A 17260-nucleotide genomic window follows, 5' to 3' on the forward strand; every position below is an offset into this window, starting at 1 on the left:
CGGTTTTTAGGCAAAGCGCTACGATGACGTCACACAGCACCTATCTCAACACACGGCATTTCGGCAGTCTCGACGGGCTGCGGTTTCTGTGCATTGCCGCCGTGCTCTGGCACCATGCGCCCGGCGCGCGGGCCTATCACCAGCTGGATATTCTGCTGGTGCGGGGGCATCTGGGTGTGGATTTCTTCTTTGTGCTTTCGGGGTTCCTGATCACGACGCTGTTGCTGCGCGAAGACGCGGCAAAGGGGACCATCAGCCTGCGTGGTTTTTACTGGCGGCGCAGCCTGCGCATTCTACCGGTCTATTTCCTGGTGATCACGCTGGCCGGTTTCAATGATATCGTTCTCAACGGAGAGACGGAAAAAGCGGCGATCCTGCCCTATTACTACCTGTTTATGGCGAACTTCATCATTCCTGAACACATCGGCTTTCTGCATCCCACATGGTCACTGGCCATGGAAGAACAGTATTACCTGATCTGGCCGCTGTTGCTGCTGCTGCTTCCGCAGCGCGCGATTGTGCCGGTGCTGCTGGGGCTGATCGCGGTTAATGTCATCGCGGCGATGGGTCTGTTTTCCTATGTCGGGATCACAGCGGTGACCGTTGGGGATTTGCGATTTTCCATCGGGGGGGCAACCTATGCCCCGATCCTGATGGGATCCCTGGTGGCGGTGATCCTGCAATCGCGGCGCGGGTTCGACGCGATTGCACCTTTGTTGCAACATAAGGCGGCGCCGTGGCTCTGCCTGGCATTTCTCATCTTTATCCTGTCGAGCCTGCCGAAGGTGCTGGAAGGGCTGCCCAACCTGCTGATCCATACGGTCATGTGCCTGATATTGATCACCCTGGTGGTGCGGGAAGACAATGGTCTTGCGGGACTGATGAAGCTGCGTCTGATCGCCCGGATCGGGCAGATCAGCTATGGAATCTACCTCTATCACCTGTTTGCCCGCGGCGCTGTCGTGCCGGTATCGATGGCGACAGGACTGGACAACTTCTGGCTTGTGCTTGTGGCCTATTCCGTTTTGTCGATCATTGTCGCCGAGCTCAGCTTCAGGTTCTTCGAAAGCCGTTTCCTGGCATTGCGCCACAAGAAGGCCGAGACCGTCAGTTGAAATACATCCGGTAGATCCGCACGGCGATGTAGCCCATCAGCAAGGTGAAAACTCCGACCGCCAGGCCGAGCGCTGCCATGTCGGGCATGCCGAGCAGGACCATGCTGTCGCGGGCCGGGCGTACGATCTGGTGGAAGGCATAGATCGGCAGGGCCATACCGCCCAGAACGATCAGCCCGCGCAACGGCAAACACAACAGCAGCGGAATGCGGTGCCAGATGGCGGTGACATAGAGGAAAACGCCCATCAGCAGGGTACATAAACACCCGTAAAAGGTCAGTCCGGGCAAAGAGGTGAACTCGCCGGCATTGCGGAAGAATATGCCGGCACCATAGGCTTCGCTGAGCAGCCCGATGCAGAAGACGGTGCCAAGACTGCCCACGAACAAGAGGCGCCGTGCAATCAGTTCGGGTGAGTTTTGCGTGTATATCCAGCTGCCCAGGGCGACACCGGCCAGCGTCATCGCGCCAAGCTTGAAGATACTGTAACCCGCGCTCAACATCAGACGGGGCAGTTCCAGCAAGGAATACTGCTGGACGTCCGTGATCAGCTCACGTGCCACGATCCAAGAGAGCCACATGCCAAAGGCAAGCAGCAGACAGGTTTGCACAGGAGCCTTGATCCGCGCCAGAAGCGGCAGCCACAGCCGCCCCGTTGCCAGCACGATCGCATAGTAGGTCAGGACCCCGTAAAAGACGTTGGAAATCAGCAGACCGCTGACCGGATTGCCCAGCTGAACGCCCCGCAGCCCGAAAACGGCAGCCTGTAGAACAACGCCGATCATGACCAGCCAGAAGGCCCGATGCATCCGGTGATACACCGCCTGCGGCCGACTATTGGCATAGGGCAGCATGTAAAGACCGATGCCCAGTCCAAAGACAAAGGCAAACCCCGGCGTTCCCATGCGCAGGAATGTCCACATCGATGCGACAATATCCGATGGGACGGACAAGGCATTGAACAGCCCATGGCCCCAATGCATGAGCAGCACGGATATGACGACAATGCCCCGCGTCAGCGTCAGCGCCCAGCTGATCTGGGTCTGTGCAGGCAGTTGTGCCGTGCTTGAGGTGCCCTCGCTGGCCTCGGCCATCCGGGCGGTTTCCGCAAGCGTGCGGCCCGCCAGCGTGGCATTGATGACAGCGCGGGAATAGCCTTTGCTCTCCATCGCCAGACCCAGCTGCAACCCGCTCAGGGAGTCGCCACCGGCATCGTAAAACGTATTGCGGGCGTCGAGGGGAATGGATCCGACGATGCTGCACCAGATTTCGGCCAGTTTCGCCTCTGCCCGGGAAAGCGGGGCTTGCGCCTCGCCCGGGTTGGCGGGAGGAGTATCGTCTGCCGGGTCGGTGCCCTGTGTGCGCAGCGCGGCGCGGCGGATCTTGCCCGTCGCCGTGCGTGGTAGTTCATCCAGCAGGCATTTGCGCAGGCTGGCCCCGGCACTGATCCCTTTCTGGGTCAGGGCATGCAGTGTCGCGGCCTCCAGTACGGGCATGATGTCCGTTGCAGGGGCCTCTGCCGCCAACAGGACAACCTCGCCGCGCAGCGCATCTGGCGTCGATGTAATGGCGAAGTGTCCCTTTGCCGCGGGCACGATTTGCAGCACCGCTGCCTCCAGCGCCTCGGCGCCGATCTTGATCCCGCCCAGATTCATCTGGTCGTCGACACGCCCCAGGAAATAGAGATGCCCGTTCCTGATCTCGCCCCGGTCCTTGGTGGTCATCCACCCTGTGTCATCGGTCAGCGGTACTAGGGCGCCGGTATCGTCAAATCGCCCCAGGGCGACATGTGCACCACGCAGGCGGATCGCCCCATCGCCGGTGATCTCGACATGGTGCGCCGGGCCAACCGATTCCAGAACATCGGGGTCCTCGTGATCCGAGATGACGAGAAAAGTGCTCCGCGAGGCCTCTGTCATGCCGTAGTGCTGCACGATGCGGGCATTGGGGAAGAGCTGCACCAGCTGCGCCTTTTCCGCGGCGCTCATATATTGGCTGCCGATCTCGATCCAACGCATCTGCGCGCCGGCCTGCCCGATGGCCTCGGGGGCCTGCAACAGCAGGCGCAGCAGGCTGGGCACGGCGGAAAGCGCATTGATCTCTCCGGCCTCCAGCATGCGGCGGATTTCCAGCGGGTCGAACCGTTCGGGCAGGTAGAACCTGCCGCCCACGGCGCTCACGGCCCGCACCCGTCCCAGACCAAAGGAATAGGTCACCGGAATGCCGATGTATTCGCGAATTTCGGAGGTGACCTGCATCACGTCGTTCAGCCGCCCGACCACATCCGCAAGGTTGCGGTGGCTCAGCACGATGGCCTTGGGCTTGCCCTCGGTGCCGGAGGTGAAAACGATCTGGGCAGGGGCATCGCTTGTAGAAGGGGTATGGTCGAACGCCCCCCATCCCCGCGTTGTCGCATCATGGCTGCGGGGCACCACAGTGCCGGCGTATTGTGCGGGGTCAATATCCGGCCGGGTGATCGCAAAAAGCTGCTGCGCGTCATAACAGGCCAGTACGGCAGACAGGAACTCGAGTGAATTGGCCGCGTCGATCGCATGAATGACCCGCTTCGCGGGATCGATGGATATGGGGTCAGACACATTCATGAAGCAGTGGGACGTTATCCTCTAGACCGTCTGCCCGTATTCTTGGCGTCCGACGACCCTTTTACAGTATAGGCATTCAGGTCTTCATATGTGCGGTTTGGCTATTTTTGACAATTGCAAACTGCCTGGGGCCCGCGAAAACACGCAAGCGTGTCAGTTTTATGGCCCGGATTCTTGCGCAACTCCTTCGGTGTGATCACTTCCCGGTCATCAGGCCAAGAGCACTTTCCTTTCCGGGTGCATTTACCGCATAAGACGAAAACACCTGCACCGGCGTGGTGAAAACAGAAGGCTTATCTATGCAAAAAGTCCTGATCACGGGTACGGCCGGGTTCATCGGGTATCATTTGGCGGCGATATTGATCCAGGAAGGGATCACCGTTCACGGGTTCGACGGGCTGACAGATTATTACGACGTGCGGCTAAAGCAGCGTCGGCACCAGATGCTGTCACAATCGCCTCATTTCTCGATGACCGAAGCGATGCTGGAAGATACAGACGCCTTTGCCGCGGTTGCGGAACGGTTCCAGCCTGACGTGATCGTGCATCTCGCGGGGCAGGCCGGGGTGCGTTACAGCCTCGAAAATCCAAGGGCCTACCTCGACAGCAATATCACCGGTACCTTCAATGTCATGGAGGCGGCAAGGTCGCTCGGGGTCCAGCACCTGCTGATGGCATCGACGTCATCGGTGTACGGGGCAAACGAGCAAATGCCTTTTGTAGAGACCGATAAGGCCGACACGCCGCTCACCTTTTACGCGGCCACCAAGAAAGCCAACGAAGCGATGGCGCATTCCTATGCGCATCTTTGGGGGCTGCCCACGACCATGTTCCGGTTTTTCACGGTCTACGGCCCCTGGGGGCGGCCCGACATGGCCCTTTTCAAATTCGTGGATGCAATCCTCGATCACCGGCCCATCGATATCTACAATCACGGTGAGATGTATCGTGACTTTACCTATGTCGGGGATCTCGCGCGGGGCATCCGCCTGCTGATGGATGCGGTCCCCGAGCGGCCCGAAAGCCCGGATGAGATCGTTGCCGGGGACAGCTTGTCGCCGGTTGCGCCGTTCAGGGTGGTCAATATCGGCAATTCCGACAAGGTACGCCTGTTGGATTTCGTCGAGGCGATCGAGGCTGAGCTGGGGGTCGAGGCCCTGCGCAATTACATGGACATGCAAAAGGGCGACGTCCCGGCCACATGGGCGGATGCTGCCCTTTTGCAGCGGTTGACCGGGTATCGTCCTTCCACGGATATCCGCACTGGCATCGCGGCATTCGTCAGCTGGTTCCGCGAATACTACGACAGGTGACACCCGTGAGTGAAAACGCGCTCCTCGACGATATGAACAGCCGGAAAATCGCCGTTATCGGGCTGGGATATGTCGGTCTGCCCTTGGCCGTGGCATTTGCGGGCCACCGTCCGGTTCTGGGGTTTGATACGAATGCGGCCCGTATTTCCGAGCTGCGTCAGGGGCAGGACAGGACCGAAGAGGTCAGCGCCGGAGATCTTGAAGCCGCGCGCCATCTGGATCTGAGCGCGGATCCCGAGGCGCTGCGGACCTGCAGCATTTTCATCGTGACGGTCCCCACGCCGATCGACAGCCATAAGCGCCCCGATCTGACAGCCCTGCTGGCGGCTTCCGCGACCGTCGGGGCGGTGCTCAAGCCCGGGGATACGGTGATTTATGAAAGCACCGTTTATCCCGGTGCCACCGAAGAGGATTGTGTCCCCGTGCTGGAGCAGGCGTCAGGCCTGACGTTCAACCGGGATTTCTTTGTCGGCTACAGCCCCGAGCGGATCAACCCAGGCGACAAGACCCACCGCCTGAGCGACATTGTGAAAGTCACTTCCGGCTCGACACCGCAAGCCGCCGAGATGATCGATGCGCTTTACGCTCAAGTCATCCGGGCCGGGACCTACAAGGCCCAAAGCATTCGTGTGGCCGAGGCCGCCAAGGTGATCGAGAACACGCAGCGTGATCTGAACATTGCGCTGGTCAATGAACTGGCGATCATTTTCAACCGCCTGGAGATCGATACGCAAGCGGTGCTGGATGCGGCCGGGACAAAGTGGAACTTCCTCAATTTTCACCCGGGCCTCGTGGGCGGGCATTGCATCGGGGTAGACCCTTATTACCTGACCTCGCGCGCCGAGGCCGCAGGGTATCACCCGCAGGTTATCCTGGCCGGGCGGCGGATCAATGACGGCATGGGGGCCTATGTCGCCCGCCAGATGGTCAAGGCGCTGATTGCACGACGCGTTCATGTCAAAGGAGCGCGGGTTCTGGTATTAGGCCTGACTTTCAAGGAAAACTGCCCGGATATCCGAAACACGCGGGTGATCGACGTGATCCGTGAGCTTCAGGACTATGCGGTTGACGTTGTGGTGCACGACCCCGTCGCCAACCCGGTTCAGGCGCAGACCGACTATGGTGTCACCCTGGTGGATACCCTGGATGAGGGCCCATACGACGGGCTTATCCTGGCGGTTGCCCATGACTGTTTCCGCACGATGGGGGCGCAGGCGCTCCGTGACATCGGTGGTCCGGACATGGTCTTTTTTGATGTGAAATCCGCCTTTGAACAGGACGAGTCGGATTTGCGGCTCTAGGCGCCCGTCCCCGCCACCCCATCACGTCGCCCGATGGACAAATAGCTTTCGAAACCTGCCTGACCGGCTTCGTCCAGAGAGTAGATGTTGCGCAGGTCCGCCATGCGTGGCTGCGCCATGCTGCCGGCCAGCCGCTTGAGATCCAGCGCCCGGAATTCATTCCATTCGGTCAGGATCACCACGGCATCGGCCCCGTGCGCAGCGGCATAGGCATCGTCCATCCAGCGTACGCCGGGCAAAAGCGTTTCGCCTTCGCGGAAACCCTGCGGATCGACCACCCGCACCTGCGCGCCATTGCCCACCAGCGCAGGCACGATGGTCAGGCTGGGCGCATCGCGCATGTCATCCGTGTTGGGCTTGAAGGTCACCCCCAACACCGCCACGGTCTTGCCGTTCACCGAGCCGCCGCAGAGGTCGAATACCTTCTCTACCATGCGGCGTTTGACTTCGGCGTTGACCTTGATGACCGTTTCGGTCAGCTGCATCGGTACGCCGTGTTCCTGCCCGATCCGCGCCAGCGCAGAGGTATCTTTGGGAAAACAGCTGCCGCCATATCCGGGGCCCGCGTGCAGGAATTTGGCGCCGATGCGCCCGTCCATGCCCATGCCCTTGGAGACCATCTTCACATCCGCCCCGGTACGCTCGCACAGGCTGGCGATTTCATTGATGAAGGTGATCTTGGTGGCGAGAAAGGCATTGGCCGCGTATTTGATCATCTCGGCACTTTCCAGATCGGTGATCATCACCGGGAAATCGCGCAGGTAAAGCGGGCGATAGATCGCCTGCATCACGTCCGCCGCACGGTCCGTCTCCACGCCCACAACAATCCGGTCAGGGCGCATGAAATCATCGATCGCCGCGCCTTCCCGCAGGAATTCAGGGTTGGAGGCCACATCGAAATCGGCATCGGGATTGGCCGCGCGGATCGTCTCGGCCACACGGGCGTTGGTGCCCACGGGCACGGTGGATTTGGTCACCACCACCGCGTAGCCGGTCAGGGCACGCGCAATTTCTTCGGCCGCCGCCATCACATAGGTCAGGTCCGCATGGCCATCACCACGCCGTGTCGGCGTACCCACTGCAATGAAAACCGCATCGGCCCCATCCACGGCCTCTGCCAGATCACCGGAAAAGGTCAGACGCCCGGCGGCCACGTTCTTGGCCATCAGCTCATCAAGTCCGGGCTCGTAAATCGGTACCTCGCCCGCGGTCAGCTTGGTGAGCTTGGCAGGGTCCTTGTCGACACAGACGACCTCATGTCCGAAATCCGAGAAACACACGCCTGATACAAGACCTACGTATCCGGTGCCGATCATCGCAATTTTCATCTACCCGTCTCCTGAACCATACCTGGTTGCGTGATGCGGGATGTGCCTGAGGCTGTCAACAACTGCAATTCCTTGCGACATAGGTGCTTTATGCAATCCGGTAAGGGGTTTGTGGATGACAGTTGCGGAGGCGCTTGGTAATTGGTGGGCGAATTATGGTTGCGTAAAGGTATTGGTTTTGCAGATTGAAAAGACAAAACTGGAAGGTGTGGTCATCCTGACCCCCAAACGGTTTGGCGATGCCCGCGGTTTTTTCAGCGAAAGCTGGAGTAAACGGCAGATGGCCGAGGCCGGGCTTGATATCAATTGGGTGCAGGACAATCATTCGCTGTCCATGCAGGTGGGCACGGTGCGCGGCCTGCATTTCCAGTCACCCCCCCATGCGCAGGCCAAGCTGGTGCGGTGCGGGCGGGGCGCGCTTTACGATGTAGTGGTCGATATCCGACGCGGCTCTCCCACCTATGGGCAATGGGTGGGCGAAGAGCTGAGCTTTGAAAATGGTAAACAACTGGTGGTGCCCACAGGGTTCCTGCACGGCTTTGCGACACGGGCACCCGAGACAGAGATCATCTACAAATGCTCCGATTATTATGCGCCCGAGTGTGACGGGGCCGTGCGGTTTGACTGCCCGCGGATCGGAATTGACTGGGGTTTGGGTAATTTAGAGCCTGTTTTGTCTGAAAAAGACGCCGCCGCCCCCGGGTTGGCGGATTTCGACAGCCCTTTTGTCTATGAAGGATAAACGCATGAAATTGCTTGTGACCGGCGGGGCAGGGTTCATCGGTTCTGCGGTGGTGCGGCTGGCCGTGGCGCGGGGGTACAGGATCGTCAATCTGGACGCGCTGACCTACGCCGCCTGTCCGGAAAATGTGGCTTCTGTCGCGGACAACCCGTCTTATGCCTTTGAGCAGGCCGATATCCGGGACCGCGCTGCCCTCGACAGGGTTTTTGCAAAACACCAACCCGATGCGGTGATGCACCTGGCCGCGGAAAGCCATGTGGACCGCTCCATCGACGGGCCGGGCGATTTCATCGAGACCAATATCACCGGTACCTACCAGATGCTGGAGGCCGCGCGGGCCTATTGGACGCAGGCCGGCAAACCGGCGCATTTCCGGTTCCACCACATTTCCACGGACGAAGTTTTTGGCTCGCTGGGCGAGACCGGGCAATTCACCGAAGAAACGCCCTACGATCCCCGCTCGCCCTATTCGGCCTCCAAGGCGGCCTCCGATCACCTGGTGCGCGCCTGGCACGAGACCTACGGGCTTCCGATCGTGATGACCAATTGTTCGAACAACTACGGCCCCTATCACTTCCCTGAAAAGCTGATCCCCGTGGTGATCCTGAATGCGCTGGCAGGGCAGGAGATCCCCGTCTACGGCGCGGGCGAAAACGTGCGCGACTGGCTGTATGTCGAGGATCACGCCGACGCGCTGCTGACCGTGCTGGAAAAAGGCACCCTTGGGCGCAGCTACAACATCGGCGGCGAGAACGAGGCGCGCAACATCGATATCGTGCACACGATCTGCCGCATTCTCGAAGAAAAGCGCCCGAAAAACAGTCCCTATGAAGATCAGATCCGTTTTGTGACCGACCGTCCGGGCCATGATCTGCGCTATGCGATCGATCCCACGCGCATTGCCACGGAACTGGGCTGGCGACCGTCGGTCACGCTCGAAGAAGGTCTGGAGAAAACCGTGCAATGGTATCTCGATAACGAAGACTGGTGGCGTAGCTTACAGGATCGTCAGGGTGTGGGCACCCGGTTGGGCGTGAAGACATGAAGGTTCTGGTCTTTGGCAAGACCGGGCAGGTGGCCACGGAACTGGCCCGCTTTGACGGCGTGACCTGTCTGGGGCGCGCAGACGCCGATCTGACCGATCCCGGTGCCTGCGAGGCCCTCATTGCCGAGACCGAGGCCGATGCGGTGATCAATGCCGCCGCCTATACGGGCGTCGACACCGCTGAAGAAGAGCGCGACACCGCGATGATCGTGAACGCCATGGCCCCCACGGCGATGGCCGCCGCTGCCGCCGCACGTGATCTGCCTTTTGTGCAGATCTCCACCGATTACGTCTTTGAGGGCGGCGGGACCGCCCCCTGGCAACCGGATGATCCCACCGGTCCTCTGGGCGTCTACGGTGCCAGCAAGCTCGGGGGGGAGCGAGGTGTTGCCGGGGCAGGGGGGCGGTACGCCATCCTGCGCACCTCTTGGGTGTTTTCGGCCCACGGCAACAATTTCGCCAAGACCATGCTGCGGCTCGGGGCGGAACGCGACGCACTCACTATCGTGGCCGATCAGATCGGCGGGCCGACGCCTGCACGCGACATTGCAGCAGCCTGCATGAAGATGGCGCAGGCCCTCAAGACGGATGCGAATACATCCGGCACCTATCATTTCAGCGGGGCCCCGGACGTCAGTTGGGCCGATTTTGCGCGCGAGATCTTCACGCAAGCGGGGCTTGCGGTCGATGTGACCGATATCCCGACCGCCGACTATCCCACCCCGGCAACGCGCCCGTTGAATTCCCGGCTTGATTGCGCCACCACCGAGACCGCCTTCGGCATCGTGCGCCCTGATTGGCGCGCCGGGCTGGCCGAGGTTCTGACGGGCCTGAAAACCTGACAAGGAGATTTCCATGACCAAACGCAAAGGTATCATTCTGGCGGGTGGCTCGGGCACGCGGCTCTATCCGATCACGCTGGGGGTCTCCAAGCAGCTTTTGCCGATCTATGACAAGCCGATGATCTACTATCCGCTGTCAGTGCTGATGCTGGCGGATATCCGCGAGATCGCGATGATCACCACCCCGGAGGATCAGGCGCAGTTCCAGCGTATGCTGGGCGATGGGTCGCAATGGGGGATTTCACTTACCTATATCGTGCAACCCTCACCGGACGGGCTCGCACAGGCTTTCATTCTGGCCGAGGATTTCCTTGATGGCGCGCCTTCGGCGCTGGTGCTGGGGGACAATATCTTCTTTGGCCAGGGCCTGCCCGCCCTGATGGCTGATGCCGATGCGCAACCGCAAGGCGCTACCGTTTTTGGCTATCAGGTGGCCGATCCGGAACGCTACGGCGTGGTAGATTTTGACGCGGATGGTATCGTGCGCGGCATCATCGAGAAACCGGAAGTGCCACCCTCCAACCACGCCGTCACCGGGCTTTATTTCGTCGATGGCACCGCCCCTGCCAAAGCGCGCAGCGTCAAACCCTCGGCCCGCGGCGAGGTCGAAATCACCAGCCTGCTGGAAATGTACCTGGCCGAAGAGAGCCTGACCGTGCAGCGCATGGGCCGCGGCTATGCCTGGCTTGATACCGGCACCCATGGCAGCCTGCTCGATGCGGGCAATTTCGTACGCACCATCGAGAAACGGCAGGGACAGCAGATTGGCTGCCCTGAGGAGGTCGCCTTTGAACTGGGCTGGATCACCCGCGAGGACCTTGCGCGCGAAGCGGAAAAATACGCCAAGAATGACTACGGCACCTATCTGAACAGTCTCTAAACAAGGCGATCCAACCCAACGGAGGGCATCCCATGTCTGTCAAATTCGGCACAAGCGGCCTGCGCGGGCTGGTCACCGCCATGACCTCTGAGTTGATCTCCCGGCATGTGCAGGCCTTTATTGCCGCCTGTGACACCGGTGGTGTGCTCTGCGTCGGGCGCGACCTCCGGCCTTCCTCTCCACGCATCGCCCAGGATGTGATCAACGCGGCCCGCGCCATGGGGGTTCGCGTGATCGATTGCGGCGAGGTGCCCACGCCCGCGCTGGCCCTCGCCGCACAAGCCGCACATGGCGGGGCCGTGATGGTGACCGGCAGTCATATCCCCGCGGATCGCAACGGGCTGAAATTCTACGTGCGCAGCGGTGAAATCAGCAAGGCAGACGAGGCCGCAATCCTGTCGCATCTGGAGGCCCCCCATGGGGCTGCGCACCCCGGTGCGTTGGAGACGGACACAGGCGCCAATGATCGCTATATTGCCCGCTTCGTCGCGGCCTTCGGGCCGGGTGCGCTCGCAGGTCAACGCATCGGGCTCTACGCCCATAGCGCCGTGGGCCGCGATGCCCTGGCCCGCATCCTGACCGACCTCGGCGCCGAGGTGATTGAGCTTGGACGATCGGAAACCTTCATCCCCGTGGATACCGAAGCGGTGGACCCGGAAGTCCGCGTCCAGATTGCCGATTGGGTGAAAACCTACGGTTTGCACGCGCTGGTCTCCACGGATGGCGATTCAGACCGCCCCCTGCTGGCCGATGACACCGGGCGCGTGATCCCCGGCGACATCCTGGGTCAGATCACCGCGGAAACCCTGGAGGCCGAGGTGATCGCCACGCCGATCTCCTCCAACAGCGGGGTGACGATGAAAGGGTTCAAAGACGTCCGGCTGACGCAGATCGGATCGCCATATGTCATCGCCGCGATGGAAAACGCGCAGGGCCGGGTGGTCGGCTATGAGGCCAATGGCGGTTTCCTGCTGGGGTTCGAGGCGCAGGGGCCTGCGGGCGTGCTGGCACCGCTGGTCACCCGCGATTGTACCCTGCCGATCCTGACCGTGCTTTATGCGGGCCGCAAAGAGGGCATCGCCGCCCGCGTCGCTCAGGAACCGCCGGTTGTCACAGTGGCAGACCGGCTGCAGGACATTGAACAGAGCAAGAGCCGCCCGTTGTTGGAGACATGGCAGAATGATCCCACCGCCCGTGCTGCTTTCCTGACCCCGCTGGGCAAGCAGGAGCACCACATGGACCTCACGGACGGGCTGCGCATGACAATGACGGACGGCGACGTGATCCACGTACGGCCGTCGGGCAATGCCCCGGAACTCAGGCTCTATATCGAAACGAAAGACCCTGTTTCAGCCGAAAAGCTGCTCACCCAGGCGTTGGCACAACTCAACCACGCACTCTAACCCTTGTTCTGTCGCGCTGAATGGCCGGTCGTAGAAGGTTCGAAATACACCGCTTTGCGATCGTGGTGCAGCGCAGGTAACGCGGCTCTCGACATGTTGCCTGCCAGCGCTCTGAACCCTGACACCATGGGAGCCTCGGCGGAGCGCGCTTGCCCAAACGGACCCCGAAGACTATCAAGCCAAAGGCGCCATCAGGTGCCAAAAACAGGCTCTGAAAACTGGAATAGACAAATGCCTCTGAACAGAAACGTTTTGGTTGTCGGGGGCGCGGGTTACATCGGCTCTCACACGGTGCTGGCCCTGCAGGAGGCGGGGTTCAATCCGGTTGTCTATGACAATTTCTCCAGCGGGCACCGCGATGCGGTCTTCTCGGACCATGTGGTCGAGGGCGAGCTTTCAGATCATGCACGCCTGAGCCAGGCGATGACCGACCATCAGATCGGCAGCGTGGTGCATTTCGCGGCCCTCATCGAAGCGGGTCAATCCGTGATCGAGCCTTTGCTTTTTTACCGCAACAACGTGGCCTCCACCGTGTCGCTGCTCGAGGCCATGCAGGCGGCAGGCGTTGACCGGCTGGTGTTCTCCTCCACAGCTGCAGTCTACGGCAATCAGGCCGATACCGGGCTGCTGCATGAAGGGCTGCCCGTCCAGCCGATCAACCCCTACGGCCAGACCAAGGCCGCCGTGGAAGCGATGCTGAAAGACACCGCTGCCGCCTCCGGTCTCAAGGCCATCGCCCTGCGCTATTTCAATGCCTCAGGTGCGGATGCCCGCGCGCGCACCGGCGAGCGGCACGATCCGGAGACCCATCTCATTCCGCTTGTGCTGCAGACAGCCGCGGGGGAGCGCGACCAGATCACTGTTTTCGGGACCGATTATCCAACCGAGGACGGCACCTGCATCCGCGACTATATCCACGTCACCGACCTGGCGCGCGGTCATGTGGCGGCCCTTGAAAAGCTGCTCTCGACCGATGAAGAGGCCGGGGCATTCACGCCTATCAACCTCGGCACCGGGCAGGGCTATTCGGTGAGCCAAGTGATCGAGACCGCCCGGCGTGTCACAAACCGCGGCTTTACGGTGGTGGAAAGCGACCGCCGTCCGGGGGACCCCAGTGCATTGGTCTCTGATCCGTCACGCGCGCATGCGGTGTTGGGCTGGCGCGCGGAGCATTCATCCCTGGAAAACATCATCACCGATGCGTGGAATTTCATGAACCGTGGGATAGGATGACGGCACGGGAATATAATGATGATTATGCAAAATTAATTGCAGAAATCACTTAATCTATTCATCCTGCATAAAGTCACTCGTGTTCATATGCGCGTTCAACACAACGCCCAGAACATTCGTATGTTCGCTCACTTCTCGTTCGCATTTGTCGAATTGTTTGTACCGCGTCGTGTTGGCGCGGATCACGATGAGCGCACAATCGACGTTCTTGAGAAACGCCCGCGTGTCGTCGCGTGGCAGAACCGACGGCAGATCGAAAATCATGATGTCGGGCTTATATTCCTCTTCGATACGCGCAATGACGTTGGCCGTTTCCTCAGCCAGCAGCATACGTGTCGGATCGCTCTCGGGCTGGATGGCCATGGAGCATGCAACATTATCGCCGATGCGCACGGCCTGTTCCTCAAAGCCCACCTGACCGCTCAGAAGTTCGCCGATGCCGTGGGACGGGATGGTCTGAAAGAACTCGTGAACTGACGGATCACGCAGGTCGGTATCCATCAGGATGGCCCGTAAATCGCGCTGACGTCCAAGCCCCAGAGCGAGATTGCAGGCTGTGGTGGTCTTGCCGGATTGTGGCATTGGAGACGTGATCCCAAGCCGCGTCCAGCCGTTCTGGCGCATCTGCAAAAGCACCTTGGTGCGCAGAATATCGAACGGGGCCGCGGCAGATGTCGCCTCACGCGTCACAACCCGGTGGCGCAGCAACTGTTCATCCGTCACATCGAAGGTACTGAGGTTCTGCCACATGGCATCAAGCGATGTCGGCCGCGCCACCTTCCGGGGCGGCGGGCTCACGGATACGGCATCGGAAACTGCTGTTTCCTTCTCACGGCTCTTTCGGGCCTTGTCCAATGCAGCCTGCAATTTTTCCATGCTTGCTCTTATCCTGTTGCTTACAGTGAAGTGCGGTTCAGCCCAGTCCCAGCTTGTTCAGCCCCTTCTGAACCACAAGCTCCAGCGGCAGATAGTGGGTATCGATATACCAAAGCAGTGAAGGAACCATAATCAAGACCGCAAGCGTGGCTGTCAGGATACCCGAACGACGGATGATGCGACGGCGGCGGCTTTCCATATAGGGGATGGCCGTGATCGGTGTGACATTGAACCGCGAGACCAGTTCGCTCGGGCGCCGGATCGTCCGGTTGAGAATTTCCAGCAGCATGAAGTAGCCGAAGGCGGCCATCAGCCCGGCCGCTGCACCCGCCAGGGCAATCTTGGGGCGATCCGGCCCGGTCGGGACCCGCGGAACATTTCCGGTTTCAATCACGGTGATTTTCTGGCCCTGGGCGGTTGTCTCGACCCGCTCGCTCATGCGCGCACCGCTGAGGCTGTTTACCGCCCGGTTATATCGCCCCTGGATGACTTCGAAATCACGCTCCAGTTTTGCAAGTTCAATGCCGTTGGACGAGCTGCGGGAAATATCCCGCTGCAGTGTATCGAGCTCCTCAGTGGTTGCCTCGATATCGCCCCGCAGGCTGCTCAGGCGGTTGTCGATCTCCAGCAGCGTGGATTGCAGCAAGGCCTGCTCCGCCGTGATTTCCGGTGCATCGGTCCCGACCGTTCCTGCCTGTTCGGCAAGGGTCGCCTCAAGACGATCAATCTGGGTCTGGAGCTGGATAATCCGCGGGTGCTGTTCCGAATAAAGCAACCTGGCCTGATCCAGATCTGCCTGTGCCCGGGCCAGCCGGCTCTCGACCGGGCTGAGCTGTCTTTGCGAGCTGCCCTGCTCCACGCGACCCGTGGATTCAAAAATGGTCAGAATATCCTGGCGTTGCTGCTCCCCGGCGCTCAGATCGCGTTCCAGCCGCGACAGGCGCTCCTGCAGCAGGGTCTGACGGCCCAGCCGATATGGCTGATTTTCAGGCAGGGCAGTGGCATTATCTGCCTTGAACTTGGCAATGGACGCGCTTTGACTGTCCAGATCATCCCCGAGACGTTCGACCTCCTGCTCGAAGAAATCCAGTGTGCTTTCCGTGCGGGACCGGCGGAACCGGGCATTCTCCGCCAACACCAGCGTTACGTATTCATTGACGACATTTGCCGCGATCTGGCCTGACCGGGCCTCGAAGGAAATGCGCAGCAGGGTCGCCCTGCCCCGGCCCGCGGTCCGACGGATGCTGGTCGCGGACCGCATCTGCTGCACAACGGTATCGGGATCCATGCTTCGCAGGTCTTCAAAGACGTTGAAACGGTTGGCGATATCGATCAGGTTGGCCCGGGTAACCAGTTTTTGCTCAACGATATCAAGTTGTTCCAAAGCATCTGTCTGAACGATCGATGTCACCATACTGTCCGGGATCTGCGGCTCTTCCAGCAACAGGCGGGCGGTGGTGGAATAGGTATCCGGCAGCTTCATCGCCGTGATCACGCCAAGGCTGGCTGCGATCAGGATGAACAGCATCATCACCGGCAATCTGCGCCAGAACAGTTTCCAGTAAAACCAAAGCTCAAGATTCATTCGGCCGCTTTCTTATGCACGTCGATACGATCGGTCAAAATCAGAGGAGGCTCCGCCGGCTTCAGCACCAACCCATCCCGGAAGAGTTCGCGAATGGTCGGTAAACCCACCTTATTCTGGTCGCCGCTGGCCGCGTAGACCAGCGCAAGATCGCACAGTTTGTTGATCATCCGCGGGATACCGCCTGTCTCCTCGAAGATATGGCGCATGGCGGAAGGTGTAATTTCATCTCCGTTCCCGCCGACATGAGTCAGCCGGTGCCGGATATAGGCACGTGTGGTCGGCAGGTCGAAAGGCTCCAGATGGTACGTCGCCGTGACCCGCTGTGCAAACTGCCGCAGCTCAGGCCGGGTGATCAGCTGGCGCAGTTCGGGCTGCCCCGTGAGGATGATCTGCAAAAGCTCATCCTTGCCGGAATTGATATTCGTCAGCATGCGCAGTTCTTCGAGCATTTCCGCGCCGAGGTTCTGGGCCTCGTCAATGACGAGAACCACGTACCGTCCAGCAGCATATTCGGACAACACGAAGTCCAGGAAATGCTGGAACAGAGACACGTAATCCATCGCGGGGGGCGCCGGTACATCCAGCGCATTGAGCACCCAGCGCAGAAGATCGCCACGGTCCCCCTGCGCATTGGAGATCAGACCCAGCGTGATCGTGTCATCCGCATGTTGCAGCAGGGCCTGGATGAGCATTGTCTTGCCGGTCCCGACCTCGCCGGTGACCACGGTCAGCGGCGCGCGCGAAATAAGACCGTACTCCAGAACCGCAAAAGCGCGGCTATGCGCCTTGGACCAGAACACGAAGTCTGGATCGGGCAAAAGCGTAAAGGGCCGCTCCCGAAAACCAAAGTGTTCTGTATAGAACTGTGTGCTCATGTCCTAACAGGTATCCGCTACTCGATTAAAAAAACTACAAACATGCCCACCGTTCTGGTGTCTATTTACAAAGTATGCAGTTTTCAAGGCGACGTGGTTTTTGCTTATTGCCTTACA

General features: G+C 60.3%; 14 protein-coding genes. 9 read left to right on the plus strand and 5 right to left on the minus strand.

Going from position 1 to position 17260, the window contains the following annotated elements:
* Positions 1–23: 23 nt before the first annotated feature.
* Entirely contained in the window at positions 24–1115 is a 1092-nt protein-coding gene (locus tag Q1A07_RS21460; RefSeq protein ID WP_299784515.1) for an acyltransferase, read from the plus strand.
* Here Q1A07_RS21460 and Q1A07_RS21465 read toward each other — a convergent pair.
* A complete protein-coding gene (locus Q1A07_RS21465) occupies positions 1108–3711 on the minus strand; it encodes an AMP-binding protein (RefSeq protein WP_299784517.1) in 2604 nt (867 codons plus the stop codon). The two genes, Q1A07_RS21460 and Q1A07_RS21465, sit on opposite strands and share 8 nt — an antisense overlap.
* Positions 3712–4016: 305 nt before the next feature.
* On the opposite strand from Q1A07_RS21465, the gene Q1A07_RS21470 reads away from it, so the two are divergent.
* Positions 4017–5030, plus strand: coding sequence for an NAD-dependent epimerase/dehydratase family protein (locus tag Q1A07_RS21470; protein WP_299784519.1), 1014 nt, complete (start codon positions 4017–4019; stop codon positions 5028–5030).
* A gap of 32 nt (positions 5031–5062) precedes the next feature.
* Positions 5063–6331 (plus strand): nucleotide sugar dehydrogenase, encoded by a 1269-nt coding sequence (locus Q1A07_RS21475; RefSeq protein ID WP_299784545.1) that lies wholly within the window; start codon positions 5063–5065, stop codon positions 6329–6331.
* Here the strand turns inward: Q1A07_RS21475 and Q1A07_RS21480 are convergent.
* A complete protein-coding gene (locus tag Q1A07_RS21480; protein ID WP_299784521.1) occupies positions 6328–7659 on the minus strand; it encodes a UDP-glucose/GDP-mannose dehydrogenase family protein in 1332 nt (443 codons plus the stop codon). The two genes, Q1A07_RS21475 and Q1A07_RS21480, sit on opposite strands and share 4 nt — an antisense overlap.
* Before the next feature lie 178 nt (positions 7660–7837).
* Here Q1A07_RS21480 and rfbC point away from each other — a divergent pair, with 178 nt between their 5' ends.
* The 6 genes from rfbC (at position 7838) to galE (ending at position 13804) form a co-directional block, all read left to right on the plus strand.
* Positions 7838–8401 (plus strand): dTDP-4-dehydrorhamnose 3,5-epimerase, encoded by a 564-nt coding sequence (rfbC, locus tag Q1A07_RS21485; RefSeq protein ID WP_299784546.1) that lies wholly within the window; start codon positions 7838–7840, stop codon positions 8399–8401.
* 4 nt (positions 8402–8405) lie between these two features.
* The gene (rfbB, locus tag Q1A07_RS21490) at positions 8406–9446 is read left to right on the plus strand and encodes a dTDP-glucose 4,6-dehydratase (RefSeq protein WP_299784523.1); all 1041 of its coding nucleotides are present in this window, start codon (positions 8406–8408) and stop codon (positions 9444–9446) included.
* Positions 9443–10288: a dTDP-4-dehydrorhamnose reductase gene (gene rfbD / locus Q1A07_RS21495; RefSeq protein WP_299784525.1), complete on the plus strand. Its 846-nt coding sequence runs from the start codon at positions 9443–9445 to the stop codon at positions 10286–10288. Before rfbB ends, rfbD begins: the two co-directional genes overlap by 4 nt.
* Positions 10289–10301: 13 nt before the next feature.
* Positions 10302–11168, plus strand: a complete 867-nt coding sequence (gene rfbA, locus Q1A07_RS21500) for a glucose-1-phosphate thymidylyltransferase RfbA (protein ID WP_299784527.1) — start codon at positions 10302–10304, stop codon at positions 11166–11168.
* 32 nt (positions 11169–11200) lie between these two features.
* Entirely contained in the window at positions 11201–12571 is a 1371-nt protein-coding gene (locus Q1A07_RS21505) for a phosphomannomutase (protein ID WP_299784528.1), read from the plus strand.
* A gap of 231 nt (positions 12572–12802) precedes the next feature.
* A complete protein-coding gene (gene galE / locus Q1A07_RS21510; RefSeq protein ID WP_299784529.1) occupies positions 12803–13804 on the plus strand; it encodes a UDP-glucose 4-epimerase GalE in 1002 nt (333 codons plus the stop codon).
* A gap of 54 nt (positions 13805–13858) precedes the next feature.
* Here galE and Q1A07_RS21515 read toward each other — a convergent pair whose 3' ends face one another.
* The 3 genes from Q1A07_RS21515 to Q1A07_RS21525 are packed head-to-tail and all read right to left on the minus strand — an operon-like array spanning position 13859 to position 17143.
* Positions 13859–14680 carry a CpsD/CapB family tyrosine-protein kinase gene (locus tag Q1A07_RS21515; protein ID WP_299784530.1) on the minus strand — a complete coding sequence of 274 codons (822 nt, stop codon included), beginning with the start codon at positions 14678–14680 and terminating at the stop codon, positions 13859–13861.
* Positions 14681–14717: 37 nt separating this feature from the next.
* Positions 14718–16265 (minus strand): chain length-determining protein, encoded by a 1548-nt coding sequence (locus tag Q1A07_RS21520; RefSeq protein ID WP_299784531.1) that lies wholly within the window; start codon positions 16263–16265, stop codon positions 14718–14720.
* On the minus strand, positions 16262–17143 hold the full coding sequence (locus tag Q1A07_RS21525; RefSeq protein ID WP_299784532.1) for an AAA family ATPase: 882 nt from the start codon (positions 17141–17143) through the stop codon (positions 16262–16264). The genes Q1A07_RS21520 and Q1A07_RS21525 overlap by 4 nt, the downstream gene beginning before the upstream one ends.
* Between the last annotated feature and the right edge of the window lie 117 nt (positions 17144–17260).

It is taken from the genome of uncultured Roseobacter sp., assembly GCF_947492555.1.
GTDB lineage: Bacteria > Pseudomonadota > Alphaproteobacteria > Rhodobacterales > Rhodobacteraceae > Roseobacter.